Origin of the sequence: Streptomyces sp. NBC_01013 (assembly GCF_045162765.1) — a bacterium.
GTDB lineage: Bacteria > Actinomycetota > Actinomycetes > Streptomycetales > Streptomycetaceae > Streptomyces.
Window position 1 is genome coordinate 5660598 of record NZ_CP108687.1, and the last position, 25821, is coordinate 5686418.

The 25821-nt window shown below is 71.0% G+C and carries 22 protein-coding genes and 2 tRNA genes; 20 read left to right on the top strand and 4 right to left on the bottom strand.

What is annotated here, in order from left to right; genetic code table 11:
• Nucleotides 1-1128: 1128 nt before the first annotated feature.
• Genes OG538_RS24565 through rfbD form a run of 3 tightly spaced genes read left to right on the top strand, consistent with a single transcriptional unit; the run spans nucleotide 1129 to nucleotide 4138 of the window.
• Entirely contained in the window at nucleotides 1129-2199 is a 1071-nt protein-coding gene (locus OG538_RS24565; RefSeq protein ID WP_406097005.1) for a glucose-1-phosphate thymidylyltransferase, read from the top strand.
• On the top strand, nucleotides 2196-3182 hold the full coding sequence (gene rfbB / locus OG538_RS24570) for a dTDP-glucose 4,6-dehydratase (RefSeq protein ID WP_406097007.1): 987 nt from the start codon (nucleotides 2196-2198) through the stop codon (nucleotides 3180-3182). The genes OG538_RS24565 and rfbB overlap by 4 nt, the downstream gene beginning before the upstream one ends.
• Nucleotides 3179-4138 carry a dTDP-4-dehydrorhamnose reductase gene (gene rfbD / locus OG538_RS24575; RefSeq protein ID WP_406097009.1) on the top strand — a complete coding sequence of 320 codons (960 nt, stop codon included), beginning with the start codon at nucleotides 3179-3181 and terminating at the stop codon, nucleotides 4136-4138. Before rfbB ends, rfbD begins: the two co-directional genes overlap by 4 nt.
• On the opposite strand, the gene OG538_RS24580 is transcribed toward rfbD, so the two are convergent.
• Complete coding sequence (locus OG538_RS24580; RefSeq protein WP_406097011.1) at nucleotides 4066-4710, bottom strand: dTDP-4-dehydrorhamnose 3,5-epimerase family protein; 645 nt, start codon at nucleotides 4708-4710, stop codon at nucleotides 4066-4068. The genes rfbD and OG538_RS24580 overlap by 73 nt on opposite strands.
• Nucleotides 4711-4951: 241 nt before the next feature.
• Here OG538_RS24580 and proB point away from each other — a divergent pair, with 241 nt between their 5' ends.
• The 5 genes from proB to OG538_RS24605 all read left to right on the top strand — a co-directional run bounded on the left by proB (nucleotide 4952) and on the right by OG538_RS24605 (nucleotide 10320).
• Entirely contained in the window at nucleotides 4952-6037 is a 1086-nt protein-coding gene (gene proB / locus OG538_RS24585) for a glutamate 5-kinase (RefSeq protein ID WP_406100284.1), read from the top strand.
• Between the two features lie 142 nt (nucleotides 6038-6179).
• Nucleotides 6180-6680 carry a hypothetical protein gene (locus OG538_RS24590; RefSeq protein WP_406097013.1) on the top strand — a complete coding sequence of 167 codons (501 nt, stop codon included), beginning with the start codon at nucleotides 6180-6182 and terminating at the stop codon, nucleotides 6678-6680.
• Nucleotides 6681-6759: 79 nt separating this feature from the next.
• On the top strand, nucleotides 6760-8043 hold the full coding sequence (locus OG538_RS24595; protein ID WP_406097015.1) for a glutamate-5-semialdehyde dehydrogenase: 1284 nt from the start codon (nucleotides 6760-6762) through the stop codon (nucleotides 8041-8043).
• Between the two features lie 65 nt (nucleotides 8044-8108).
• Nucleotides 8109-8702 (top strand): hypothetical protein, encoded by a 594-nt coding sequence (locus tag OG538_RS24600; protein ID WP_406097017.1) that lies wholly within the window; start codon nucleotides 8109-8111, stop codon nucleotides 8700-8702.
• Nucleotides 8703-9198: 496 nt separating this feature from the next.
• The gene (locus OG538_RS24605) at nucleotides 9199-10320 is read left to right on the top strand and encodes a hypothetical protein (protein WP_406097019.1); all 1122 of its coding nucleotides are present in this window, start codon (nucleotides 9199-9201) and stop codon (nucleotides 10318-10320) included.
• On the opposite strand, the gene OG538_RS24610 is transcribed toward OG538_RS24605, so the two are convergent.
• Nucleotides 10250-11392, bottom strand: a complete 1143-nt coding sequence (locus OG538_RS24610; RefSeq protein WP_406097021.1) for a M48 family metallopeptidase — start codon at nucleotides 11390-11392, stop codon at nucleotides 10250-10252. The two genes, OG538_RS24605 and OG538_RS24610, sit on opposite strands and share 71 nt — an antisense overlap.
• Before the next feature lie 110 nt (nucleotides 11393-11502).
• Here OG538_RS24610 and OG538_RS24615 point away from each other — a divergent pair, with 110 nt between their 5' ends.
• The 9 genes from OG538_RS24615 to OG538_RS24655 all read left to right on the top strand — a co-directional run bounded on the left by OG538_RS24615 (nucleotide 11503) and on the right by OG538_RS24655 (nucleotide 16661).
• Entirely contained in the window at nucleotides 11503-11655 is a 153-nt protein-coding gene (locus tag OG538_RS24615; RefSeq protein ID WP_406097023.1) for a hypothetical protein, read from the top strand.
• 84 nt (nucleotides 11656-11739) lie between these two features.
• Nucleotides 11740-11901, top strand: a complete 162-nt coding sequence (locus tag OG538_RS24620; RefSeq protein ID WP_187285139.1) for a hypothetical protein — start codon at nucleotides 11740-11742, stop codon at nucleotides 11899-11901.
• 38 nt (nucleotides 11902-11939) lie between these two features.
• Complete coding sequence (nadD, locus tag OG538_RS24625) at nucleotides 11940-12557, top strand: nicotinate-nucleotide adenylyltransferase (RefSeq protein WP_406097025.1); 618 nt, start codon at nucleotides 11940-11942, stop codon at nucleotides 12555-12557.
• A 19-nt stretch (nucleotides 12558-12576) separates the two neighbouring features.
• Nucleotides 12577-14319 (top strand): LCP family protein, encoded by a 1743-nt coding sequence (locus OG538_RS24630; protein ID WP_406097027.1) that lies wholly within the window; start codon nucleotides 12577-12579, stop codon nucleotides 14317-14319.
• Nucleotides 14320-14593: 274 nt separating this feature from the next.
• On the top strand, nucleotides 14594-15025 hold the full coding sequence (gene rsfS, locus OG538_RS24635; protein WP_406097029.1) for a ribosome silencing factor: 432 nt from the start codon (nucleotides 14594-14596) through the stop codon (nucleotides 15023-15025).
• The gene (locus OG538_RS24640) at nucleotides 15022-15675 is read left to right on the top strand and encodes a histidine phosphatase family protein (protein WP_406100285.1); all 654 of its coding nucleotides are present in this window, start codon (nucleotides 15022-15024) and stop codon (nucleotides 15673-15675) included. Before rsfS ends, OG538_RS24640 begins: the two co-directional genes overlap by 4 nt.
• A gap of 127 nt (nucleotides 15676-15802) precedes the next feature.
• Nucleotides 15803-15875: transfer RNA gene (locus OG538_RS24645), tRNA-Ala, on the top strand.
• 368 nt (nucleotides 15876-16243) lie between these two features.
• Nucleotides 16244-16477 carry a hypothetical protein gene (locus OG538_RS24650; protein ID WP_406097031.1) on the top strand — a complete coding sequence of 78 codons (234 nt, stop codon included), beginning with the start codon at nucleotides 16244-16246 and terminating at the stop codon, nucleotides 16475-16477.
• Nucleotides 16478-16588: 111 nt separating this feature from the next.
• Nucleotides 16589-16661: transfer RNA gene (locus OG538_RS24655), tRNA-Ala, on the top strand.
• 60 nt (nucleotides 16662-16721) lie between these two features.
• On the opposite strand, the gene OG538_RS24660 is transcribed toward OG538_RS24655, so the two are convergent.
• Nucleotides 16722-18299, bottom strand: coding sequence for an NADH-ubiquinone oxidoreductase-F iron-sulfur binding region domain-containing protein (locus OG538_RS24660; RefSeq protein WP_406097033.1), 1578 nt, complete (start codon nucleotides 18297-18299; stop codon nucleotides 16722-16724).
• Entirely contained in the window at nucleotides 18296-19624 is a 1329-nt protein-coding gene (locus OG538_RS24665) for a hypothetical protein (protein WP_406097035.1), read from the bottom strand. The genes OG538_RS24660 and OG538_RS24665 overlap by 4 nt, the downstream gene beginning before the upstream one ends.
• Before the next feature lie 396 nt (nucleotides 19625-20020).
• On the opposite strand from OG538_RS24665, the gene leuS reads away from it, so the two are divergent.
• The 3 genes from leuS (at nucleotide 20021) to OG538_RS24680 (ending at nucleotide 25005) form a co-directional block, all read left to right on the top strand.
• Nucleotides 20021-22888, top strand: coding sequence for a leucine--tRNA ligase (gene leuS, locus OG538_RS24670; RefSeq protein ID WP_406097037.1), 2868 nt, complete (start codon nucleotides 20021-20023; stop codon nucleotides 22886-22888).
• A gap of 304 nt (nucleotides 22889-23192) precedes the next feature.
• Nucleotides 23193-23900 carry a hypothetical protein gene (locus tag OG538_RS24675; protein ID WP_406097039.1) on the top strand — a complete coding sequence of 236 codons (708 nt, stop codon included), beginning with the start codon at nucleotides 23193-23195 and terminating at the stop codon, nucleotides 23898-23900.
• Nucleotides 23901-24159: 259 nt separating this feature from the next.
• Nucleotides 24160-25005: a DegV family protein gene (locus OG538_RS24680; protein WP_406097041.1), complete on the top strand. Its 846-nt coding sequence runs from the start codon at nucleotides 24160-24162 to the stop codon at nucleotides 25003-25005.
• Nucleotides 25006-25821: the final 816 nt, after the last annotated feature.

Sequence of the window (25821 nt, forward strand, 5' to 3'; positions counted from 1 at the left end):
AGCACCTAACACCTGAACAGCGTAATTGATTGACATCCGCCTGCCGTGGCCTTGCGTTTACCCCGGCTTCATTCGTCACCCCCGGGCTTCTGCGGTCAGTGTTCCCGGGCGTCAACCATGCAAGGCTGCTTGTCGCACGATAATACTGTCGGGGGCCACGTTTGTCTGATTCGATTTATGCACACACAGAGTGAACCTTTCCGTAGGGCTAGGGGCGGGGTGAGAGTGGGGGGTGTAGGAAATGACCTTGGTGGTTATGTGCGGGGCCCGGATGCGCGGGTGCGCACGACGTGCGGGCGATGCCTGCCCTGAGGTCTGCGGGTGGTCGTCCACGACGACCTTCCGGCGGGGAACGCCGGGGGTGTGCCCACGGGGTTCCCCTGGTCACCGGCGGCATGCGGGACCGGAGGCCCTGCACGCGGTGCTCCGCGGCCACCCCCGGCAGGCGTGGTGTGTGTTGCGGGCGGGGAGCCGTCCGGCGAGTCCGGCGGGGGCCGGATGCGCCCGTACGGGGAGGCCGCGCTCAACGGCGGATGGCTGATCCACGCTGCGGCGCCCGCCCATGAGCCGTGCCGCGCCTTGCTCCGCCCCTTCCGCGCCGTCGGCGCGGGCCTCGCCCGGGGCCTGCCGACACCGGGGCGATCGGCCTCGTCCCGATGGTCATCGCGCGCCTGGAGGCCGGGGAGGTCCGCGGATTCCGGGCGACGACGGCGCCCCCATGGCACATGCGTGCGAGGGCGTCCCTGTGGGGAGTGAGCCCCGGCCCACCTCGCGGCCGCACGCGCCGGTCGGGGCGGGGTCCGGTGCGGACCTCGCACTGAACCTCGGTCGCGGCGGGGGCGGCGCGGTGCATGACGGCGACGATCGGTTGACAAGCGGAGTCCGACGAATGTGCGAATGCAGGGAATTCGGTATCGAGTTCGATATCGCGCGGGCAGCACCATTTTCGCGGACGGACGTGAGACGAACCCGAATGGTTACGGGCGGCCGCCGCTTTTCCTTCGGACGAGTCGGTAAGCGGGCCGACCAAGCTGTTTCGTCGCGGATGAGAGGCGGAGTCTGACTAAGGTCACCCGGTAGGTCGCAGCTGCTGCGACCGGACCGCCGACTCATCGTGGGGGCAGAACTGTGAAGGCTCTCGTACTTTCCGGTGGGGCAGGCACCCGGCTTCGTCCCATTACCCATACCTCGGCCAAACAGCTCGTCCCGGTGGCGAACAAGCCGGTGCTGTTCTACGGACTGGAAGCCATCGCGGAAGCCGGCATCACCGAGGTCGGCATCATCGTCGGGGACACCGAGGAGGAGATCCGTGCGGCGGTCGGCGACGGCTCCCGGTTCGGCATCGACGTCACCTACATCCCGCAGTCCGAACCGCTCGGCCTCGCGCACGCGGTCCTGATCGCCCAGCGCTTCCTCGGCGACGACGACTTCGTCATGTACCTCGGTGACAACTTCATCGTCGGAGGGATCGCCGGTCTGGTCGAGGGGTTCTGCGCGGACCGGCCCGACGCCCAGATCCTCCTCACCCAGGTGCCCGACCCGACCTCGTTCGGCGTCGCCGAACTCGACGGGGACGGCAGGGTCGTGGCTCTGGAGGAGAAGCCGAAGGAGCCCAAGAGCGACCTGGCGCTCGTCGGCGTCTACCTCTTCACCCGGGTCATCCACGAGGCCGTCCGCTCCATCCGGCCGTCCTGGCGCGGTGAACTGGAGATCACCCACGCCATCCAGTGGCTGATCGACCAGGAGCGCGACGTCCGTTCCACCAGGATCCGCGGATACTGGAAGGACACCGGCAACGTCACCGACATGCTGGAGGTCAACCGCACCGTGCTGGAGACCGTCGAACCCTGCACCCGGGGCGCCCACGTCGACGACGAGAGCGAGATCATCGGCCGGGTCAGGATCGAGCCGGGCGCCCGGGTCACCCGCAGCCGGATCGTCGGCCCCGTCATCGTCGGGGCCCGCTCGGTGATCAGCGACGCCTACGTCGGACCGTTCACCTCGGTCGCCCACGACTGCCGGATCGAGGACAGCGAGATCGAGTACTCCATCGTGCTGCGGGGAGCCTCGATCGACGGCGTCCGCCGCGTGGAGGCCTCCCTCATCGGCCACGAGGTCGAGGTGACTCCCGCCCCCCGGAGCCCGTCCGCCCACCGACTCGTCCTCGGCGACCACAGCAAGGTGCAGATCTCCTCATGACGACCCACATCCTGGTGACCGGGGGCGCCGGCTTCATCGGCTCCCACTACGTCCGTACGCTGCTGGGCCGGGGCGGCCCCGGCGATATCGCCGTCACCGTGCTCGACAAGCTCACCTACGCCGGCAACCCGGCCAACCTCGACGAGGTGCGGGGCCACCCCGGATTCTCCTTCGTGCAGGGCGACATCTGCGACGCGGAGCTGGTCGGCGGTCTCATGCCCGGGCACGACCAGGTGGTGCACTTCGCCGCCGAATCGCATGTGGACCGCTCCATCGACGGCGGCGCCGAGTTCGTCCGTACGAACGTCCTGGGCACCCACACCCTCGTCCATGCCGCGCACCTGGCGGGCGTCAGCACCTTCGTGCACATCTCCACCGACGAGGTCTACGGATCGGTCGACGAGGGCTCCTGGACCGAGAGCGAACCCCTCGCCCCCAACTCCCCGTACTCCGCGTCCAAGGCGTCGAGCGACCTGATCGCGCTCTCGTACCACCGCACCCACGGACTCGACGTGCGGGTGACCCGCTGCTCCAACAACTACGGGCACCACCACTTCCCCGAGAAGGTCATCCCGCTCTTCGTCACCAACCTGCTGGAAGGCCTGCCGGTCCCGCTGTACGGCGACGGCGCCCACGTGCGCGACTGGCTGCACATCGACGACCACGTCCAGGGCATCGAACTCGTCCGCACCAAGGGCCGCGCGGGCGAGGTCTACAACATCGGAGGCGGCACCGAACTCTCCAACAAGGAGCTCACCGGGCTGCTCCTGACGGCGTGCGGCGCCGACTGGGACACCGACGTCGTCCACGTCGAGGACCGCAAGGGCCACGACCGGCGCTACTCCGTGGACTGCACCAGGATCCGCGAGGAGCTCGGCTACGAGCCCCGCAAGGACTTCCGCACCGGGCTCGCCGAGACCGTGCGGTGGTACCGCGAGAACCGCTCCTGGTGGGAGCCGCTCAAGGCGAGGGCCGCCCTGTGAGCCCGGTCTGGCTGGTCACCGGGGCCGCCGGAATGCTCGGACAGGACCTCATGGCCGCGCTCGCCCACGAGGACGTCACCGCAGTCGCCGCGGACCGTACGACCCTGGACATCAGCGACCCCGGCCGCGTCCGCGCGGTGCTCGCCGCGCACCGCCCCGCCGTCGTGGTCAACTGCGCGGCCTGGACCGCCGTCGACGACGCCGAGAGCCAGGAGGGCGCCGCGCTGCGGATCAACGGCACCGGCCCCGCGGTCCTGGCCGCGGCCTGCCGTGAACGGGGCGCCGTCCTCCTCCACGTCTCCACCGACTACGTGTTCGCCGGGGACGCCGGCCGGCCCTACGCCGAGGACGCCCCCACCGCCCCGCGCAGCGCCTACGGCCGCACCAAGCTGGCCGGCGAACGCGCCGTGCTGGAGACCCTCCCCGACACCGGCTACGTCGTGCGCACCGCGTGGCTCTACGGCGCGGGCGGCACCAACTTCGTCCGCACGATGATCCGGCTGGAGGGCGTCAAGGACACCCTCGACGTGGTGGACGACCAGCGCGGCCAGCCCACCTGGACCGTCGATCTGGCCGGGCTGCTCGTCCGGCTCGGACGGGCGGCGCTCGACGGCACCGCCCCGGCGGGCATCTACCACGGCACCAGCGGCGGCGAGACGACCTGGTGCGGCTTCACCCGGGAGATCTTCCGGCTGCTGGGCGCGGACCCGGCCCGCGTCCGGCCCACGACCAGCGCGGCCTTCGTCCGACCGGCGCCCCGGCCCGCGTTCAGCGTGCTCTCCCACGACCGGCTCGCGGCGGCAGGGACCGATCCCATCCGGGACTGGCGCACCGCACTGGAGGAAGCGTTCCCGGCCCTGCTCGCCGCTGAACGCCCCCTGGATCAGCGGCCGGCCGGGCTGAGGGGCCGCGCGGCGGCCACCGGGACCGGCGCGCCCGCACGCAGTCGGGCGTAGTACGCCTCGCACGCCCCGTACGACGGAAGCAGTCCCTGCTCCTCGGCCTCGGCCAGTGAGGGCGCCGAGGCGTCCTTCCCGGACAGCAGCGTCGTGATGTCCGCGGGCCACTCGATGCCCAGCTCGGCGTCGAGCGGGTCGATGCCGCGCTCGCGCCCCGGCGCATAGCCCTCGGAGCAGAGATAGAGGACGCACGCGTCGTCGGTCAGCGCCATGAAGGCGTGTCCCAGCCCTTCGGCGATGTAGACCGCCCGGTGATCGGTGTCGTCGAGGCGGACGCCCTCCCACCGCTTGTACGTGGGCGAGCCCGCCCGGACGTCCACGATCACGTCGAGCACGGCGCCCCGCACGCACTTGACGTACTTCGCCTGGCCGGGCGGCACGTCGGCGAAGTGGATCCCGCGCAGCGTGCCCCGGCGCGAACACGAGAAGTTGGCCTGCGCGAGCCCCAGCGAATGCCCCGCGGCCTCCCCGAGATCCGAGGCCCTGAACCACTCGTGGAAGCTGCCGCGGCTGTCGGGGATGACCTCGGGCTCGTGCACCCAGGCCCCGGGAATGGAGAGCTGGCGCATGCGATCACGTCCTGTTCCTGAAGTCCGCCGGGTTTCTCGGCCGTGGGCCGACACCTCCTGCAACGAGTCCCGGCGCGAAACGGATACGGAAGGCCACGGATCCGGACGAAACAGGGTCCACGGTGCGGAACGCGAAGGCGCCGGATTCCGCGCTCGCGTAGATTGCGGGGTCCAGCGAGGCGAACCATGGGGGATACGCGTGTCAGGGGCCAGGCAGGGCGTCACGGAGGCCCGCAGGATCGTGGTCAAGGTCGGTTCCTCCTCCCTCACCACCGCCGCCGGAGGCCTCGACGCCGACCGGGTCGACGCACTCGTCGACGTGCTCGCCAAGGTGCGCAGCGGCGGCGAGCGGGAGGTCGTCCTCGTCTCCAGCGGAGCCATCGCAGCCGGGCTGGCCCCGCTCGGACTGCACCGCAGGCCCAAGGACCTGGCCAGGCAGCAGGCCGCGGCCAGCGTCGGCCAGGGACTGCTCGTCGCCCGTTACACCGCTTCCTTCGCCCGCTACGGGGTCCGCGTCGGCCAGGTCCTGCTCACCAGCAACGACACCAGCCGTCGCGCCCACTACCGCAACGCCTACCGCACCCTGGACCAGCTCCTGGACATGGGCGCGCTGCCGATCGTCAACGAGAACGACACCGTCGCCACCGACGAGATCCGCTTCGGCGACAACGACCGGCTCGCCGCGCTCGTCGCCCACCTGGTCCGCGCCGATCTGCTGATCCTGCTCTCGGACGTGGACGGCCTCTACGACGGCGACCCGAGCATCCCGGGCACCACCCGCATCGCGGAGATCACCGGTCCGGCCGATCTGGCCGGGGTCAGCATCGGCAGCGCCGGCAAGGCAGGTGTCGGGACCGGCGGCATGGTCACCAAGGTCGAGGCTGCCCGGATCGCCACCGCGGCCGGTGTCCCGGTCGTGCTGACCTCGGCCAGCCACGCGGCCGACGCACTCGCGGGCCGCGACACGGGCACCTACTTCCACCGCACCGGACGCCGCTCGGCGGACCGGCTCCTGTGGCTCGCCCACGCCTCCACCCCGCAGGGTTCGCTGACCCTGGACGACGGCGCCGTGCAGGCGGTCGTGGAGCGCCACAGCTCGCTGTTGCCGGCCGGGATCGCCGCGGTGGAGGGCGAGTTCACCGCGGGCGACCCGGTGGAACTGCGTGACCTGCGGGGCCGCCCGGTCGCCCGTGGGCTCGTCAACTTCGACGCCAAGGAGATCCCGCAGCTCCTCGGCCGTTCCACACGCGAGCTGGCACGCGAGCTCGGCCCCGCCTACGAACGCGAGGTCGTACACAGGGACGATCTCGTCGTTCTCCACAGCTGACCGACCCCTGAAACGGCTGAAAGTCCAGCCTTCGGGCAGAGACCTTCACGAAAACCGCCCCAAGCCGGGCCGCGGACTGGTCCACTTTGTAGCAGGGACACTGCGGGGTTCACCACAGCAACACATTCACAGGAGGCCGCCGGTGAGACGAGCGCGCCCGGGGGCGCCGCCCCGAGGAACGGGTGGCCGCGCCCTGACCAGCGTCGGAGCAGGGACCGGTTTCGACGGAAGCAGGTCCACGGACCGGAGGGACGAACGGACCACCGGCGCCGAGCCGAGAGCGGTCGGCCAGGAACGCACTCAGTCGAAGCTGTGGCACATCACGCTCTGTGTCTCCGGCAGCGAGGTGCCGCTGAACGAGGTCAGACGCGGTCTCGAACAGCTCGCTCACGACCACCCCTTCCTGCTGACCAGCCGCTATGCCAACGACCACGCGGAGATCCGCTACTGGGAAGAGGCCCGGGACCTCCACGACGCGGCGGCGGTGGCCCTGCGGCTGTGGGGCGAGCACCGCTCCAGCGCGGGGCTGCCACCCTGGGAGATCGTCGGCCTGGAGGTCATCGACCGCGAGACGTACCACCAGCGCGTCGCCGAGGGGTACGGACCGCCCCCGGCCGCCCCGGTCGGGGTGCACCCGTACTGAAGCGTGTTCCGAAGGAGTCTCCGTCTCGCATCACGGGATACGTGACGGATGCCCGCAGCGTGCGCATTACGCTGCGGGCATGACCACGCTTTCGCCGTACGACAACATGTCCCCGGTCGCCCAGACCGCTTACCGGGCCCGTTCCGCGGCCGCCGACATCGCGCCACTTCCGCGCGCGGCGAAGGACGACGCGCTACTGGCGATCGCGGACGCGCTCGAGGTGCGGACCAGCGACATCCTCGCGGCCAACGCCGAGGACGTGGCGCGCGCCCGTGAGGCGGGGACCAGCGAGTCGGTCGTGGACCGGCTCACCCTCACCCCCGAGCGGATCAGGGCCATCGCGGCCGACGTGCGGGACGTGGCGGCGCTGCCCGACCCGGTCGGCGAGGTGGTGCGCGGCTCGACCCTGCCCAACGGCATCGATCTGCGCCAGGTCCGGGTGCCCCTCGGCGTGGTCGGCATCATCTACGAGGCCCGGCCCAATGTGACGGTGGACGCCGCCGCGCTCTGCCTCAAGTCGGGCAACGCCGTGCTGCTGCGTGGTTCGTCCTCCGCCTACGCGTCCAACAGCGCCCTCGTCCGGGTGCTGCGCGACGCGGTCGGCGGCTCCGGCCTGCCGGCCGACGCGGTTCAGCTGGTGCCGGGCGAGAACCGTGACTCCGTGCGCGAGCTCATGCGGGCGCGCGGCCTGGTCGACGTCCTCATCCCGCGCGGCGGAGCCTCACTGATCCGCACCGTCGTCGAGGAGTCCACCGTCCCGGTGATCGAGACCGGTACGGGCAACTGCCACGTGTACGTGGACGCCCAGACCGACCTCGACATGGCCGTCGCCATCCTGGTCAACTCCAAGGCGCAGCGCCCGAGCGTCTGCAACGCCGCGGAGACCCTCCTGGTCCACAAGGACGTGGCGGACGCGTTCCTGCCGCGCGCCCTGGACGCCCTGGCCGAGGCCGGTGTGACCGTGCACGGTGACGAGCGCGTCATGGAGTACGCGGAGGGGTCCAAGGCCACCGTGGTGGCGGCGACGGCGGAGGACTGGGAGACCGAGTACCTCTCGTACGACATCGCGGCGGCCGTCGTGGAGTCGCTGGACGCGGCCGTGGCACACATCCGGCTCTGGTCGTCCGGCCACACCGAGGCGATCGTGACGACCTCGCAGGCCGCCGCCCGTCGCTTCACCCAGTTGGTGGATTCGACCACGGTGGCCGTGAACGCCTCGACGCGGTTCACGGACGGCGGTCAGTTCGGCTTCGGCGCGGAGATCGGCATCTCGACCCAGAAGCTGCATGCCAGGGGGCCCATGGGGCTGCCGGAGCTCACGTCCACGAAGTACATCGTGACCGGCGACGGTCATGTGAGGTGACCGCCCATTGCGGCGAATGCGTCGTCTCCCTGCCCAAAACCACCCCGCGGGTCTAGGCTGAAGCTGTGCCGGACGACGTGGGGGGCAGGCCGTTCCCGAACGGCTGGGAGCCCGACGACGACCGCGGGGGCGCGGACGAGGACTTCGCCTCCGTGGTGTTCGACGAGGATTTCGTACGGGCAGCCGCATTCCACGAACCGACCGCCGACGAGCGATTGTTGGCGGCCGCCGAGGCGCGTGCCGAGGCCGACGCCCACCGGGCCCGGACCGTTGGTGGCCCGCTGGACGACGACCTCTACGACGACGGCTACGGCCCGGGCGGCGCCTACGGCAGCAGCGGCTACGACGACCCGCTCGACGCGGACGACGACTATGACGGCAACGGCCCCTACGGGCGGCATGGTGGCGCCCTGCGTCCCTACCGGGGTGCCGCGCGCTGGCACCGGCCGGTGGCCTGGCTGCTGGCGGTGCTGATGGGCGTCGGTATGGTCGCGCTGGCCTTCAGCGCCGTCTTCCGCAACGCTGCGGGCGACCGCCAGGACCAGGTCCCGCCACCGGCCACGAGCGGCGTGGACAGCGCACCCGGGCCCACCTCGGCTCCGTCCGCCGCTGACGGCTACTCCCGTCCCATGGTCTCGGCCGTCCCCCGCACCCCCTGACGCACGGGGGCGTTCCAGGGCGCCGGCCTGCGGCCGGCCCAGGGCGCACCCCCGCTCGGACGGCCCCGCCCGCCGGCTCACGGATAGGCCCGGGCGCCGGCTCACGGATGGGCCCGGGCGCCGGCTCACTGACGGGCCCGGGCGCCGGCTCACTGACGGGCGACGGCTCTCGGTCTCGTCCCGGAGCTCCGGGGGGCGGCCCAGGCGCACCGGGGCCGGGGGCCCGCGCTCTCGCCGGCCCCGTTCCCGCCGCTGACGTTTCCCGGTCAGGATCCGCCCGACCGGGGGAACCCCGGGTCAGTTCCCGCCCGTCACCGCGTTTACCTCCGTCGTAATCGACCTACTCTGAAGATATGACCCCTCACCCGCTCGAAGAGGGGGCTTCTCATATGTCCGTACATGTCCCCGCATGACGGGCAGGCCCTGTCCGGAGCCTTCCGGCCGCAAGGGGCGCACCGTTTCGGCCCCGGTCGGTGGCGTGGAGTCGGGAGAAGTCATGGCAGACCGCGGAGATCCACCCGAAGGCCCGTCGGAGAACAGTGCGAGCGGTAGCGAGGACGAGTACCGGTCCCTGGTCTTCGACGAGTCCTTCGTCCGGGCTGCGCGGCTGCAGGAATTCTCCGCCCAGGAGCGCATGGGAGAGCACGCCCGCGCCGTCCGGAGCCTGCCGGGCCGCGCCGTGCGCCACGGCTCCCGGGCCGCACTCGCCCTGGTCGTCCTGATCGCCCTGGCCTTCGGCGCCGCCGTCTTCATGGGCTTCCGTCACCCGTACCAGAACCCCGTCACCCGACGGGCCGAGCCGCTGCGGATGACGGTCGTTCCGCTGGCACCGAGCGGAACCGTGCCCGCCGGCACCCCGGCCGGCCTCTTCGCGAGCAGCCCCGCCGCCTCGTTCCGGAAGGGAGCCGCAGGTATCAGCCTCCCGGTCACCCGGCGGACGGCGAACTTCACCGACAGCCAGGTGTATGCCGCCCTGGCCACGGCCAAGGACTATCTGGCGGCCTCCTCGCTCGACCCGGACGTCCTCGGCGGGAGCGCGGTGCGCCCCGTGGAGGCGTTGCTCGACCCGGACCAGATGGAGCAGTTCGAGCGGAGCATGAACGCCCCGCACGACGACGGGCAGCACGCGGCGACCGGCTGGCTGGTGCGCTTCGACCCGGCCGAGGTCACCCCCCACCCGGAGATCCGGGTCCAAGGAACCCTGCGCTACGCCGAAGCGGGGGCCGACACCCTGGAGGTGGTGTCGGACCACACCTTCGCCTATGTACTCCGCCCGGCCGTCGCGGGCCCCCAACAGGCGGGCGGAGCCTCGCTGTTCACCGTACGACGGGAGATGCGCTTCCGGTTCGACCGTGACGATCTGCGGCTGCACCGGCTGGAGGTGCAGAGCAGCTACGTCCAGGCCGGACCGCAGTCCTGCTCCGCCGACACCACCGGGGCCCTGCGGCCGCTGCTCGCGGGCAGACGGGCGGTCGACGGCGGACCGGCGGGCACCGACCCGTATGCCACGGGCCGGCCCGCCGCGGCGCTGTGCGGGAAGCTGGCGGTCAGCTCCCCGGTGCCGCAGGCGGCCCCTCAGGGTCCTCGGGCCTCGGGGACTGCCCCGAGCCGTCGGTAGCGTCGCCCTTGGCAGCCCCGGCTCCCCTGGCACCGCTGCCGCCCGCTCCGGTGAACTTGTCGCGGAGCTTGCCGCCCAGGTCGCCGGCGCCGCCGGCTATGTCGCCGACCAGCTTCATCAGCGGATCCTTGCTGGTGCGCACCGAATCGGCGTAGTGCGAGGCGGACTCCTTGAAGGCGTCCGTCACCGAGGTGTCCTTGTCCTCGTCGCGCCGCGGGTAGTGGCCGTCCATGATCCGCTGGTAGTCCCGGGTCTCGGACCACTTCTTCAGTTCGGCCGCGCGCACCGTGGTGAACGGGTGCGAACGGGGGAGTACGTTCAGGATCTTGAGGACGGAATCGCGCAGGTCGCCCGCCTTCTCGTACTCGTCGGCCTGGGCGAGGAAGGCGTCCACGTTCATCTCGTGGAGGTGGTTTCCGCCGGCGATCTTCATCAGTCCGCGCATGGAGGCCCGCAGATCCTGGCCGACCAGCAGCCCGGCGCGGTCGGCCGACAGCTCGGACTTGCGGAACCACTCGCGCAGCGCAGTGACGATCCCCATGATCGCGACATTGCCGAGCGGGATCCACGCCACCTTGAGAGCGAGATTGGTGAGGAAGAGCAGGATCGTGCGGTACACGGCGTGACCGGACAGGGCGTGCCCCACCTCGTGCCCGACGACCGCCCGCATCTCCTCCTCGTCGAGCAGCTCGACGAGGCCCGTCGTCACCACGATGATCGGCTCGTCCAGCCCGATGCACATGGCGTTGGGCTGCGGGTTCTGGCTGACGTACATCGGAGGGACCTTCTCCAGGTCCAGGATGTAACAGGCGTCCCGCAGCATGTCGTTGAGGTGGCTGAACTGCGCGTCGCTCACCCGGACGGAGTCCGACAGGAAGAGCAGCCGCAGACTGCGCTCCGGCAGCAGTCCGCTCAGCGCCTTGAACACGGTGTCGAACCCGCTGAGCCTGCGCAGCGCCACCAGGGCCGAGCGGTCCGCCGGGTGTTCGTACGCCCGGGAGGAGATCCCCGGGAAACGCCTGCGCTGCCTGCTCGGCACCTGGCCATGGCTCTCGTGGCTGCCGTCGGTCATGAATGGGCCCCCTGTTCGTACGAGACGTCGCTCGCCCCCCTGGCACATCCCAGCGTAGGTGCTGGGGCTACGGTGTGCGGGGGCTGTGGATAACTGAGGAGACGCCCGACATGCCGCACACCGTTGCTCTGTTCGCCGCCGCATCCGAGGATCAGGGGCCGGGCAACACGATCCGCATCGTGCTCATCGCCTCGCTCGTCGGAGCGGCTCTGCTGGCCTGGTTCCTGCTGCGCGGATACCGCAACGACGACAACAACGACTGAGTCGGCGTGAGCGTGCCCGGGGCTCCCGCATACGATGTCCGCGACGTCTTCCCTCCGACTCCCGATCGATAGGTCCTGCCGAAGATGAGCCTCACGAGCACCGCACACCAGCTGGTCACCGTCGCCGCCGAGGGCGAGCACGGTGGGAACCACGAAAGTCTCAGCCCGCTCCTGACCGGTGGTGGTGCGTTTGTCGCGCTTCTCCTCCTTCTGTGGATCACCACGCGCTTCAACCGCGACCGCTGAGGCCGAGGCGTACAGCTGTGCCAGTAGGCTCTGCACGCATGGGAGAGCAGGAAGTGCCTACCGGCCGCGGGAAACGCCGACTCGGCGTGATGGGCGGGACGTTTGACCCGATCCATCATGGACACCTGGTGGCGGCCAGTGAAGTGGCCGCCCAGTTCCACCTCGACGAGGTGATCTTCGTTCCGACCGGGCAGCCGTGGCAGAAGAGCCACAAGCAGGTCTCCCCGGCCGAGGACCGCTATCTGATGACAGTCATCGCGACGGCGTCCAACCCGCAGTTCTCGGTCAGTCGGAGCGACATCGACCGAAACGGCCCCACGTACACGATCGACACCCTGCGGGACCTGCGCGCCGTCCATGGCGACGCGGACCTCTTCTTCATCACGGGTGCAGACGCCCTCTCCCAGATCCTCACCTGGCGGGACGCCGACGAGCTCTTCTCGCTGTCCCACTTCATCGGTGTGACGCGGCCGGGGCACGTGCTCACGGATGACGGGCTCCCGGAGGGGGGCGTCTCCCTCGTGGAGGTCCCCGCGCTGGCGATCTCCTCGACGGACTGCCGTGGCAGGGTCGCCCAGGGGGAGCCCGTCTGGTACCTGGTGCCGGACGGCGTGGTCCGCTACATCGACAAGCGCCAGCTGTACCGCGGCGAATGAGCCACGGAGAGGGGCACCGGTGAACGACCGACAGAATCCGTACGACCCGTACTACCAGCAGCCGCAGATCGTCGGCTACGACGAGTACGGGCAGCCGGTGTACCAGCAGCCCGGGCAGCAGCAGTACGACCCGTACGCACAGCAGCAGCCTCAGCCGCCGCACCAGGCCCAGCAGCCCCCGCAGCAGGCGCCGCAGGCCGGTCAGGGGTACGGCTACGACCCGTACGCCGAGCAACAGCAGCACCCTGCCGCGCCTCCGCAGCAGTACGACCCCTACGCCGCGCAGCAGCACCAGCCGCCCCAGCAGCAACCCCCGCAGCAGGGTTACGGCTACGGCGGCGGCTACGGCTACGACACGGGGCAGCAGCCCGCCGCGGTCGACACCACGCAGCAGTGGAGCATCCCGCAGCAGGCCCCTGCTCCGGCCGCTCCGCCGCAGCGGACCCCCGAACCGCAGCCGGCCGCGGAGCCCGAGGCGGGCGTCCCGGGGCCGCGCCGGGGAGACCGCGACTACCGCACGGAGCAGTTCTCCTTCATCGAGGAGCCCGACGAGGACTCCGAAGACGTCATCGACTGGCTGAAGTTCACCGAGAGCCGGAGCGAACGCCGCGAGGAGGCACGCCGTCGCGGTCACAACCGCATGGTCGCGCTGATCGTCGTCGCCGCCCTCGTCGTGCTCGGCGGCGTCGGCTACCTGTGGTCCGCGGACAAGATCCCCGGCCTCTCCGCGTCGGAGAAGGAGAACACCACGGCCACGGGCCCGCAGCGGCGGGACGTCATCGTGGTCCACCTCCACAACACCAAGCGGGGCGGTACGTCCACGGCCCTGCTCGTCGACAACGTCACCACGAAGCAGGGGACCACGGTTCTTCTGCCGAACTCGCTGGCCGTCGCCGACCAGGACGGTTCCGCCACCACTCTCGGGAAGTCGGTCGACGACGACGGGACCTCGGGAACGCGTGAGGCCATCGATTCGCTGCTCGGCACCGAGATCAGCGGCACGTGGCGGCTCGACACCCCCTACCTGGAGAACCTCGTCGACCTGGTCGGCAACATCGAGGTCGACACCGACACCGCCGTTCCCGACACCAAGAAGGGCGCCGCGCCCCTGGTGAAGAAGGGCAAGGCGCAGACGCTCAGCGGGCCGATGGCCGTCGCGTACGCCACGTACCGCGGTCCCGGCGAGGCCGAGGCGAAGCAGCTGATGCGGTTCGGGCAGGTCATGCGCGGAGTGCTGCGGAAGATCTCCGACGACCCGAAGGCCGCCACGGTCACCGTGGAGACGCTGGCCCAGATCCTCGACCCCTCCCTGCCCGAGCAGGATCTGGGTGCCTCCCTGGCCAAGCTCGCCGAGCACGCCAAGCTCGGCGACTACAAGACCGCGCTGCTGCCGGTCCAGGACGACGGCACCCTCACCGAGGCTGCCACGGAGAGTGTGGTCAAGGACATCCTGGGCGGCACCTTCAAGGCTCCTGACGCCGACGCGGCGGTACGGGTCGGGGTCAAGAACGCCACGGGCAGTGACCGCGGTACGGAGTCCGCCCGGATCGAGCTGGTCAACGGCGGCTACACCTTCGTCAACGCCGGGAAGTCCGATGCGGTGGCGTCCTCCGAGGTCGTCTACAAGAGCTCGGCGGACAAGAAGAAGGCGACCGAGGTCGCCGCGACCCTCGGGCTGCCGGCGACCGCGGCGAAGAAGGGCACACCGGCCGGAAACGCGGACGTGTCCGTCGTCATCGGCCGGGACTACAAGATCAAGTAGGCGGTGGTGCGGCCGGCCCGGCCGCACCGGCCCGATCGGGGCGGCTCGGGGACGGTTCCGACACCGGCAACGGTGTCCGGGGACGGTTCCGGGCCGCCCCGCAGCCGTTCCCGGCCCGCTCCCCGAGCCTCCCGCGGGCCGGTCCGGGAGGTTCCGCAGCCGCTCCCGGAGGCCGCCGGACGGCTGCCGACCGGCCCTCGGAAGATGACTGCGTGGGCTGTCGGCGGTCCGTGAGACCCTAGAGGTTGATCTGACCGCCGACGAAAGCCTGCATGTGACCGCCACGGACCGCTCCATCGAGCTCATCAACGCCGCCGCTCAGGCGGCCGCCGACCGGCTCGCGCACGACATCATTGCGTACGACGTCAGCGACGTGCTGTCCATCACGGACGCCTTCCTGCTGGCCTCGGCCCCCAACGACCGCCAGGTCAAGTCGATCGTCGACGAGATCGAGGAGCAGCTTCAGAAGAAGCTCGGCGCCAAGCCGGTCCGCCGTGAGGGCGACCGCGACGCCCGCTGGATCCTCCTCGACTACGTCGACATCGTCATCCACGTCCAGCACAGCGAGGAGCGCGTCTTCTACGCGCTCGAGCGCCTGTGGAAGGACTGCCCCGAGATCCCCCTCCCCGAGGATGCCGTGAAGACCCGCGGCAAGGCCGAGGAGCACGCACAGCTCACCGGCAGCACGGAAGGTGAGCAGAACTGAGCGGCAGCGGAGGCGGCAGGGGCCGCAGGATCGTCCTCTGGCGGCACGGCCAGACGGCCTGGAACCTGGAGCGCCGGTTCCAGGGCTCCACGGACATCGATCTCACCGAGGAAGGTGTCGGGCAGGCCCGCCGGGCTGCCCGGCTGCTCGCCTCGCTGGGGCCGGACGCGATCGTCGCGTCCGATCTGCGGCGGGCCGCGGCCACGGCGGCCGAGCTCGTCGCGATCACCGGACTCGACGTCGCGCACGACCCGGGGCTGCGCGAGACCTATGCCGGCGCCTGGCAGGGCCTCACCCACGAGGAGATCGTGGGGCTGTACGGCGAGCAGTACGCCGCCTGGAAGCGCGGTGAACCCGTGCGGCGCGGCGGCGGTGAGCTGGAGACCGAGGTCGCCGACCGGGCCGCCCCCGTCGTGCTCGCGCACGCCGACAAGCTGCCCGACGACGGCACGCTCGTCGTGGTCAGCCACGGCGGCACCATCCGGACCACCATCGGCCGGCTGCTGGGCCTGGAGGCGCACCACTGGGAAGGGCTCGGCGGACTCTCCAACTGCTGCTGGTCGGTGCTGGGCGAGGGTGCCCGCGGCTGGCGTCTGCTGGAGCACAACGCGGGCACTCTGCCCGAACCGGTGCTCGGGGACGACGCCTGACCGGCTGCCCGGCAGCGCCCGCAGGGCGTCTTCGGGCGGCGTCGGCCGGATTTCACTTTCTGGCTGGTCACAGGCTAAAGTTCTTCTTGTTCGCAGCGCGGAAACGCAGGGAAACACAGCGAACAGCGGGGCTATAGCTCAGTTGGTAGAGCGCCTGCATGGCATGCAGGAGGTCAGGAGTTCAATTCTCCTTAGCTCCACAATCAGGATCCCGTCCCCGTCAGGGGGCGGGATCCTTGCTTTTTCCCCGAGTCCGGGGGCTTCCCCGGGCGGTTCGGGACGCCGCCGGCCCGTGCCCGCCCCTCCTCGTACGGGGTTTCGTCGCGGGGCGGGATCTCCGGCGGGCTGACCCCCTTGCGGCGTCATGGCAGAATCGGACCGCCGGAGGGGGAGACGAGCGAACGGGGAGGAGTGCGCGATGCCTGCGAGCCGCCACGAACTCCCGGCCCTGCCGCCGGAGCCCGTTCCCGGTCGTCCCGCCGGCACACCCCCGGCAGTCCGAACGCCCGGCGCCCACGCCGGGATTCTCTCCATGTGTACGGCCCGCGGCCGCAGCCGGAGCTGATTCATGGGTGCACACAGGCGGAAATGCGACTGGTGCGGCAGGGGTACGCCCATCGTCAGGGACATGGACCCCATCAACGCCGACTACCAGTACTGGTGCGAGGAATGCGCGAGGGCGCTGGTCATAAAGGGCGACGCCATCGAGACCTACCGGGAGCTGGAGGGCGAGCCGATCTACGGACGGCTGCTGGAGGAGCACTGCACTCTCAAGCGCTTCTACTCCTTCGCCACCGCCTGACCGGGCTCGGCGATCGGCCGCAGAGGGGCCCGGCGGGAATCGATTTGGTGGACGGCAGGGGTGACCGGTAATGTTCTCGATGTCGCCACGGGAGACCGGGCGGCACAACGAGGGGCTATAGCTCAGTTGGTAGAGCGCCTGCATGGCATGCAGGAGGTCAGGAGTTCAATTCTCCTTAGCTCCACAATGAAGATCGACTGGTGGGCCATCCGATTCGGATGGCCCACCAGTCGTTTCTGCTCCGTCAACCAAGGCCGCTGCCCAGGGCCTTACGGCCGTTGCCCGGAGGCAGCGCGGGCCGCTCGGGAGCCTGCTGCTCGATCCGGAGCGCCAGCGCGGGACAGCGGCGTACGGCACGCTGCGCGCGGCCCCGCAGGTGCATCAAAACCGCCGCGTCCGCGAGCGCCGGATATCCGTCGGGGCCCAGCCTGATCAGCTCCGGGACGATGTCCGCACAGAGGCCGTGACCCCGGCAGAGCGTCCAGTCCACGGCAAGCTTCTCGCCACTGGGAATCGACTCCTCCACATCCTGGTACCCGGGTGCGGGAAGGGGGAGCACACCGAGCGTCTCTCTGCCGCAGCCACCGTCCAGCACATGCGCCGCCAGATCGTCGGTGAACGCGGAGAGCGTGGACGACAGGAAGCGCGCCGAACCGTCCGGATGCTTGCAGGCACCCCGGCCCTTGACCGCCAGCGTCACCTCACGCAGCGCCTCCAGGGCGGCGGGCCCGCCCCCGTTCAGTACGTCGGAGAGTCCGCCCGCGGCGGCCGGCAGTCCGAGCTTGCAGGGGCCGCACTGACCCGCCGTCTCGGCGGCCAGCCAGTTCGCCACCCGCAGGGACTCGCCGAGCGGACAGGTCTCCGGCCCGATCGGCAGGATCGCGCCCGCTCCCAGGGCGCCACCTGCCGCGGCCAGCGACTCCCGGGAGATGACGGCGTCATGCGTGGCGTGCGCGCTGATCCAGTTGCCGTGGTAGCCGCCCGTCAGCACCCCCTGCGGCAGCGGCGGCGCGCCTGCCAGCTGGAGCACGTACCGCAGCGGCACACCGGTCGGCACCTCGATGACCATCGGACGCGCGACGGCGCCGGAGAGCGTGAGGAGTACCGTGCCTGGCTCGTCCGGCAGGCCGGTGTTCCCGTATCGGCGGGCGCCCATGCGGGCGGCGACGGCGAGTTGTGCGTACGTCTCCGCGTTCGACAGCAGGGTGGGAGCGCCGCCGACCCCCGACTCGGCGGCCCGTTCGCGGCGCCCGGGCGGCAGAGCGGGGCCGCCGGACGCCGCCCGGATGACGGCCGAGGCTTCGCCGGAGACCATCCGCTCCGGCGTCCGCACCACCCGGGCCCGCAACGGCTGACCACGGCGGTCGGACAGACCTCGCTCGGCCAGGGCGGAGCGCACCGAGATCTCCGTGGAGTTACGGGTGACGGCAACGATCAGCGTGCGGGCGCCGAGCGCCTCGGCGGCCAGCAGAGCGCCGTCCAGGATGAGGTGCGGCGCACGGTTGAGCATCACCGTGTCCTTCCGGCAGGCGGGTTCGCCCTCGCTGCCGTTGATCACGACGACCGGCCGCACCCCTCGCCGGATTGACGCCTTGGCGACGGCCCGCAGCTTTCTGCCGAAGGGGAATCCGGCACCGCCTCGGCCGTTCAGCGAGATGGACTCGGCGAGTTCCGCCAGGCGTTCGCCGGTCATCGGCTCCAGCGGTCCGTGCACCTTCAGGTGCATGCCCAGGTCGAGTCGCTCCACCAGGTCGAAGCCGCTGGTCAGTTGGGGGAGGCCGACGACGCGGACTTCCGGGACGTCCGGCAGGGGGATGTTCACGGTCGGTCTCCTGCGGGTGCGGTCCAGGGTTCTCCGGCCGGGGGCGGATAGAACGGTCCCGGGAGCGGTGCGGTGTCGCCGACGACGGGCAGCGGAGCGGTCGATCCGCCGGCGGCGTACGGAGGTTCCTGGGCGGGGACGTGGGGAGCGGTGGGCGCAGGCGTGAAGGACGGCGCGGGGGGCTCGTAGGCGGCGTACTGGGGGTGCGCGGATCGCGCGTGGTCGGGGGCCGTGCGCAGTCCCCGGGCCGGCGGGGCGGGTGACGGCGCCGGCCAGCGCCCGGACTGCTGCCGGCGGGCGGCGGCTCCGGCGGTCGGTGAGACCGCGCGGTACCCGGCGGCGATCCCCGGGCCCGGGCCCGTGAGGCCGCCGGGCGTACTAGGGAACGGGTCCGTGAGGCGGTCGGAGCTGCGGGGCGGGGCCTCGTACAGCGGCGGTGCGGGCGCGGGGAGCGTGGCCCTGGGAGGCTCGAAGGACGAGGGCAGCGGGGTTCCCCGCAGCCGGTCGTCGAGGCCGAGCCGGTCCGCGCCGCCCGCGTCCGTTCCGTACGTCCTCGGCAGGCCCGCGATGTCCGCACCGGGCAGCGGGGCCTCGCGGGTCACCGGATCCGGTTCGGCGGGCAGGGCTCCGGGCTTGATCAGAGCAGTGATCAGATCCGCGATCCGCCGCTTCAGCGGCGGCGGCAGCGTGCGCAGGCACAGCGCTGCCGCCACGGCGACGAGGCTCATGCTGTACATGACGACGACCCAGCCCGCGGGCGGCCGGCCCGCGTACAGACCGTGCACCAGGGCGGCACACCAGGCCGGGTAGGACAGCGCGTGCAGCGCACGCCAGCGCCCGGCGACCTTGCTGGGGGTGGCGAAAGCGCTGCGCAGCGCGCCCGTCGCGGCGGCCACCACCATCAGCAGCCCGGCCAGCGCGCCGAAGCCGATCAGCCCTGCCGTACCGCTGAATCCGAGGCCGAACGGTATGAGGGCGCCGAGCAGCGCCACATGCCCCAGCGAGACCTTCACCGTGACATGGAGCAGCAGGAAGCCCAGCGAGGCGGCAGCGGCGGTGCGGTGGACGGCCTGGCCCACCAGCCGCTGACGTGAGGAGAGGAACAGCCGGTCGGTGGCGAGCAGACCCCAGCCCACCGCGGCGGTGAGGGAGACCAGCGAAAGCACACCGGTCGTGAAGTCGAGCGTGGCGCGCAGACCGTCGCTGCCCGCCACGGCGAGCAGGGGCAGGAGAACCAGCACAGCGACGGTCAGCCCGCCCTGCACCTGGCGGCTCGGCCCCTGGAGAGGGGCGGCCGATGAGCGGATCTTGCGATGAGGGTTCATAGGGGGGCGACTCCGAATGGTTCGGCAAAGCGGTCCCGTTGCCGCATGCTAAGGCGCCCCATACCGACCAGTACGCGGTTTGGGTGGTTGCCCCGATAGAGGGCATTACGCGGAGTAACCCCCGCTTCCCGGACGTTCCGCCGCATGGTTCGCAGCCCCGTGTGTCCACGGATCGGCGGCCCCCGAATGGGGGCCGGGCCTGTGCGGTACCCTGACGCCATGCGTGCCGTACGCCTTCTGCTTAGCGAGCCGCGCTGATCAGTCCCGACCGGTGAGAATGCCTGGTCGGCATCGGCGCGGCGTCCCCTCCTGTGCGAGGGGATTTTTCGTTTCCGTAGACGCGTGTCCGTAGACGTGGGCGCCCGGCAGATGACGATCGATGGAGCTTTGAGGATCATGAGCGAGACGAATTCCGCAGCCGACGTTGCTGCGCCGCACCGCTACACGGCAGCGATGGCCGCCGACATCGAGGCACGCTGGCAGGACTTCTGGGACGCCGAGGGCACCTACGAGGCGCCGAACCCGACCGGTGACCTGGCGGGCGACCCGGAGCTGGCCGCCAAGCCGAAGAAGTTCATCATGGACATGTTCCCGTACCCCTCGGGTGCGGGGCTGCACGTGGGCCACCCGCTGGGCTACATCGCCACGGACGTGTTCGCCCGCCACCAGCGGATGAGCGGCCACAACGTGCTGCACACCCTGGGCTTCGACGCCTTCGGCCTGCCCGCGGAGCAGTACGCCGTACAGACCGGTACGCACCCGCGGATCTCCACCGAGGCCAACATCGAGAACATGACGGCGCAGCTGCGCCGGCTGGGCCTGGGACACGACAAGCGCCGCTCGTTCGCCACGATCGAGTCCGAGTACTACAAGTGGACCCAGTGGATCTTCCTGCAGATCTTCAACTCCTGGTACGACACCGAGGCCGACCGCGCCCGGCCCATCGCCGAGCTGGTCGCCCAGTTCGAGAGCGGCGAGCGTCCGACCCCGGACGGCCGTGACTGGAGTGTGCTGAGTGCCGCAGAGCGTGCCGACGTCCTGAGCGACTACCGGCTGGCCTACGCCTCCGACGCGCCCGTCAACTGGTCGCCCGGCCTGGGCACCGTCCTGGCCAACGAGGAGGTCACGGCCGACGGCCGCTCCGAGCGCGGCAACTTCCCCGTCTTCAAGGCCAAGCTGCGCCAGTGGAACATGCGCATCACGGCCTACGCGGACCGGCTGCTGAACGACCTGGACGGGCTGGACTGGCCCGAGGCCATCAAGCTGCAGCAGCGCAACTGGATCGGCCGCTCCGAGGGCGCGCGCGTCGACTTCCCCGTCGACGGCGCCGGCAGCATCACCGTCTTCACCACCCGCCAGGACACCCTGTTCGGTGCCACCTACATGGTGCTGGCGCCGGAACACGAGCTGGTCGAACAGATCATTCCCACCGCCTGGCCCGACGGCACCCACGCGGTCTGGACCGGCGGACACGCCACACCGGCCGAGGCCGTCACCGCGTACCGCAAGCAGGCCGCCGCCAAGTCCGACGTGGAGCGGCAGGCCGAGGCGAAGGACAAGACGGGTGTCTTCACCGGTGCGTACGCGACCAACCCGGTCAGCGGCGAGCAGGTCCCCGTCTTCATCGCCGACTACGTCCTGATGGGTTACGGCACCGGCGCGATCATGGCCGTGCCGGCGCACGACGCGCGCGACTTCGCCTTCGCGCGCGCCTTCGAGCTGCCGATGCGCTGCGTGGTCGAGCCGTCGGACGACCGCGGCACGGACGCCTCGACGTGGGAGGACGCCTTTGGTTCGTACGACGCGAAGCTGGTGAACTCCGCGAACGGCGAGATCTCGCTGGACGGCCTGGGCGTCGTCGACGCCAAGGCCAGGATCACCGAGTGGCTGAAGGAACACGGCGTCGGCGAGGGCACCGTCAACTTCCGGCTGCGCGACTGGCTGTTCAGCCGTCAGCGCTACTGGGGCGAGCCCTTCCCGATCGTGTACGACGAGGAGGGCATCGCCCACCCGCTGCCCGAGTCGATGCTGCCGCTGGAGCTGCCGGAGGTCGACGACTACTCTCCGCGCACCTTCGACCCTGACGACGCCGACACCCAGCCGGAGACCCCGCTGTCGCGCAACGCCGACTGGGTCAACGTCACGCTGGACCTGGGCGACGGACCGAAGAAGTACCGCCGCGAGACCAACACCATGCCCAACTGGGCGGGTTCCTGCTGGTACGAGCTGCGCTACCTGGACCCGAACAACGCCGAGAAGCTGGTCGACCCGGCGATCGAGCAGTACTGGATGGGGCCGCGCGAGGGCCGGCCGACCGGTGGCGTCGACCTGTACGTGGGCGGTGCCGAGCACGCCGTGCTGCACCTGCTGTACGCGCGCTTCTGGTCCAAGGTGCTGCACGACCTGGGTCACGTCTCCTCCGCCGAGCCGTTCCACAAGCTGTACAACCAGGGCATGATCCAGGCGTTCGTCTACCGGGACGCCCGCGGCATCGCGGTCCCCGCGGCCGAGGTCGAGGAGCGTGACGGGGCGTACTACTACGAGGGCGAGAAGGTCTCCCGGGTCCTGGGCAAGATGGGCAAGTCCCTGAAGAACGCCGTGACGCCCGACGAGATCTGCGGCGAGTACGGCGCGGACACGCTGCGTCTGTACGAGATGGCCATGGGCCCTCTGGACGTGTCGCGCCCCTGGGACACCCGCGCGGTCGTCGGCCAGTACCGCCTGCTGCAGCGCCTGTGGCGCAACATCGTCGACGAGGAGAGCGGCGAGGTCACCGTCGTCGACTCCGAGCCGGGCGAGGACACGCTGCGTGCGCTGCACAAGGCGATCGACGGCGTCGGCGGGGACATGGCCGCGATGCGTTTCAACACGGCCATCGCCAAGGTCACCGAACTGAACAACCACCTGACCAAGGCAGGCGGCCCGCTGTCGCGCTCCGTCGCCGAGGCGCTGGTGCTGCTGGTGGCGCCGCTGGCGCCGCACATCGCCGAGGAGCTGTGGCGCCGGCTGGGCCACACCGAGTCGGTCGTGCACCAGGACTTCCCGGTCGCCGATCCGGCGTACGTCGTCGACGAGACCGTGACCTGCGTCGTCCAGATCAAGGGCAAGGTCAAGGCGCGCCTGGAGATCTCGCCGTCGATCACGGACGCGGAGCTGGAGGCCCTGGCCCTGGCGGACCCGGCCGTTGTCGCGGCACTGGACGGGGCGGGCATCCGCAAGGTGATCGTCCGGGCACCGAAGCTGGTGAACATCGTTCCGGCCTAGCCTGCCGGTGGTCTGTGGTCTGTGGTCTGTGGTCTGCGTTCAGAGGTCGGTGGTCGGCCGTTGACCAATCGCAGATGGCAGATGGCCGACGGTGACCCATGGCGGAGGGTCTGCTGGTGACGAGTGACGAGTGACGGGTGACCGGTGGCCGATGTCAGGGCGGCGTGAGGGCCTTTCGGTGTGAGGGCTTTCCCCTACGGGCAGGTTGGGGGTTCCAATGGAACCCTCCGCCTGCCCGTTCCGTTTACGGTGGAGGGGCGGGTGAAACCGTGCCGCAAGCCTTCACACCATCCGAGGGGCGCTCATGGAAGCCGTGATCCTGATCCTGGGGCTGCTCGTCGTCGCGTTCATGGCGCTGGGCGTCTACGCGACCGTCAAAGTGATCGGGGCGGCCAAGCGCGGCGTGGACCGCACGATCACGCAGGCCCGCCGGACCGTGGAGGACACCACGCTGCGGGCCAAGAGTTACGGGCAGGTGGGCGTCGGCGGCGAGCTGGCGCAACTCCGCCTGTCGCTGCGCACCTCGATGCGGGCCACCCAGGAGGCGCTGCAGACGGGTGTGGTCGAGGACGCCTCGCTCTCGGAGTCGCTGGGTCTGTTCGAGCGCCTCGGGGTGCACGGCCGCGAGCTGGACGAGGACCTGAAGCGGCTGGAGCGGGAGCCCGACAAGGCGACGGTCACCTCGCTGCTGCCGGATCTGAAGAAGCGCACCGAGCGGATCACGCGAGCTGCGGAGTCCCTGCGGTGGGCGGCCCGGGACCGGGCCCGGCAGTTCGCCGACGACGATCTGGCGGCGCTGAACGTGCAGATCGATGTGGAGGCCGGGGCGCTGCGGCACTGGACGACGGCGGAGGAGCCCGTACCGGGGCGCCCGGCGGGCCGCGGTCCGGAGCAGGCCCCGGGGAGCCCTGCGGAGGGCGAGGGGGCCCCGCAGGCGATCACGGCCACGGACCCGCGGCTCCAGGCCCGGCATCCGTGGCAGAAGTCGGCACGGCCGGAGACCACGAACTGACGTCGTTCGAAGGCGTGCTGACAACTTCCCCAGGCGTGCTGGCACCGTTCAGAGGCGTGATGGCAACCTTCGGAGGCGTGCTGATGGCGTTCGAGAGGCATGGGGCGATCTTCGTTTCCGTCGGTCACGCGGGTTGGTGGGCCACGACCGGGGCTGCAGATGAGCAAGGATGGCAGGATGCGGACCGTAGCGATCGGAACTGATCATTCGGTCGGGGTCGGACTGCCGAGCCACCTTCCCGGCAGGTAATCTCCCGCTCATGTCCCGCCATGTCGCGATCGTCACCGATTCCACGGCCTACCTGCCGCCCCAGGCGATGGAGCGGCATGGCATCACCGCAGTGCCGCTGACCGTCGTTCTCGGCGACCAGGCGCTGGAGGAGGGCACCGAGATCTCTGCCCGCTCCCTCGCGCTGGCCCTGCAGAAACGCCGTTCCGTGACGACTTCACGGCCCAGCCCCGAGGTCTTCGCCGCCGCCTACCGCGCGGCTGCCGACGCCGGTGCGAGCGCCATCGTCTCGCTGCACCTGTCGGCGGAGTTCTCCGGCACGTACGACGCCGCGCTCCTCGCGGCGAAGGACGCTCCGGTGCCGGTGCGCGTGGTGGACACCGGGATGGTCGCCATGGCCCTCGGGTTCTGTGCGCTGGCCGCGGCGGAGACGGCGGAGGCGGGCGGTAGTCAGGACGACGCGGTGGCCGCAGCCGAGAAGCGTGCGGCGGGCACGTCGGCCTACTTCTACGTCGACACCCTGGACTATCTGCGCCGAGGCGGCCGGATCGGCGCCGCGCAGGCCCTGCTCGGTTCGGCCCTTGCCGTGAAACCGCTCCTGCAGCTGCACGGCGGCCGGATCGAGCTGTTGGAGAAGGTACGGACGGCCTCGAAGGCCATCGCCCGGCTGGAGGAGATCGTCGCCGACCGGGCGGGCACCGGACGGGTGGACATCGCGGTGCATCACCTGGCGGCCCCGGAGCGGGCCGAGCGACTGGCCGAGCGGTTGCGTGAACGGGTTCCGGGCCTGGCCGATCTACATGTCAGCGAGGTGGGTGCGGTGATTGGCGCCCACACCGGCCCCGGTCTGCTGGGAGCGGTGGTTTCCCCTCGCTGACGTCACTCTCCGGAGTGGTGGAGTTATCCACAACGAGGCGGTTTTCCACCGGAATTGGATGCGCTCAGCGGGATCCGGCGGAAGTCCCTAGCGTCATGTGGCATGGCTTCCCGATCACATCGTGCAACCAATCGCGCCGCCGGGCGTGTCAGCGGCATCGGTCGATTTGCCCGGTCCGGCAGCGCGTCCCGCAGCGAGTCCGACACTCGGTCCGGCGGCGGGTCCGGTCCCGGTAGCGGGCCGGGGCGTGTTCCCGCCTCGGACGGCCGTGCCCGGACCGGGGCGGGCACCGGGCCCGGCCGACGGCAGCGGACGAGGGCACGCACGGCCGCGGCCGCGGCTTCGCGCAGCCGCGCGGATGCGCTGATGTCGGGAGGCTTTGGAGGGCGGGTCGCACGGCCCGTGCTGGGCGTGGGCACAGGCTCGTCGGTGATTCGTCCGGAGTCGACTGCCCGCTCGGAGTCGACTGCCCGCTCGGAGCCGGCTGCCCGCTCGGAGCCGGCTGCCCGCTCGGCGATGGCTGCCCGCTCGGAGTCGGCTGCCCGCTCGGCGATGGCTTCTCGCTCCGTGGTCGCGCCTCTGCCCTCGGTGGTCCTGCCCTCGGCGGTCCTGTCCTCGGTGGCTCTGCCCTCGGCAGTCCCGCCCTCGGCCGGGGTGCCTTTCGACGGCGAGCGCCCGAGCGAGTCGTCGCCCCTGGGCACATCAGGGTTCCCGGCCGTCCCGCGGGCGGGTGGGCGCTCGGCCGAAGCCGAGGCCGGTACCGCCTCGTCGGTGGGACAGGAGCGGGCGCGAGGGCAGGAACGGGGGCCGGGGCCG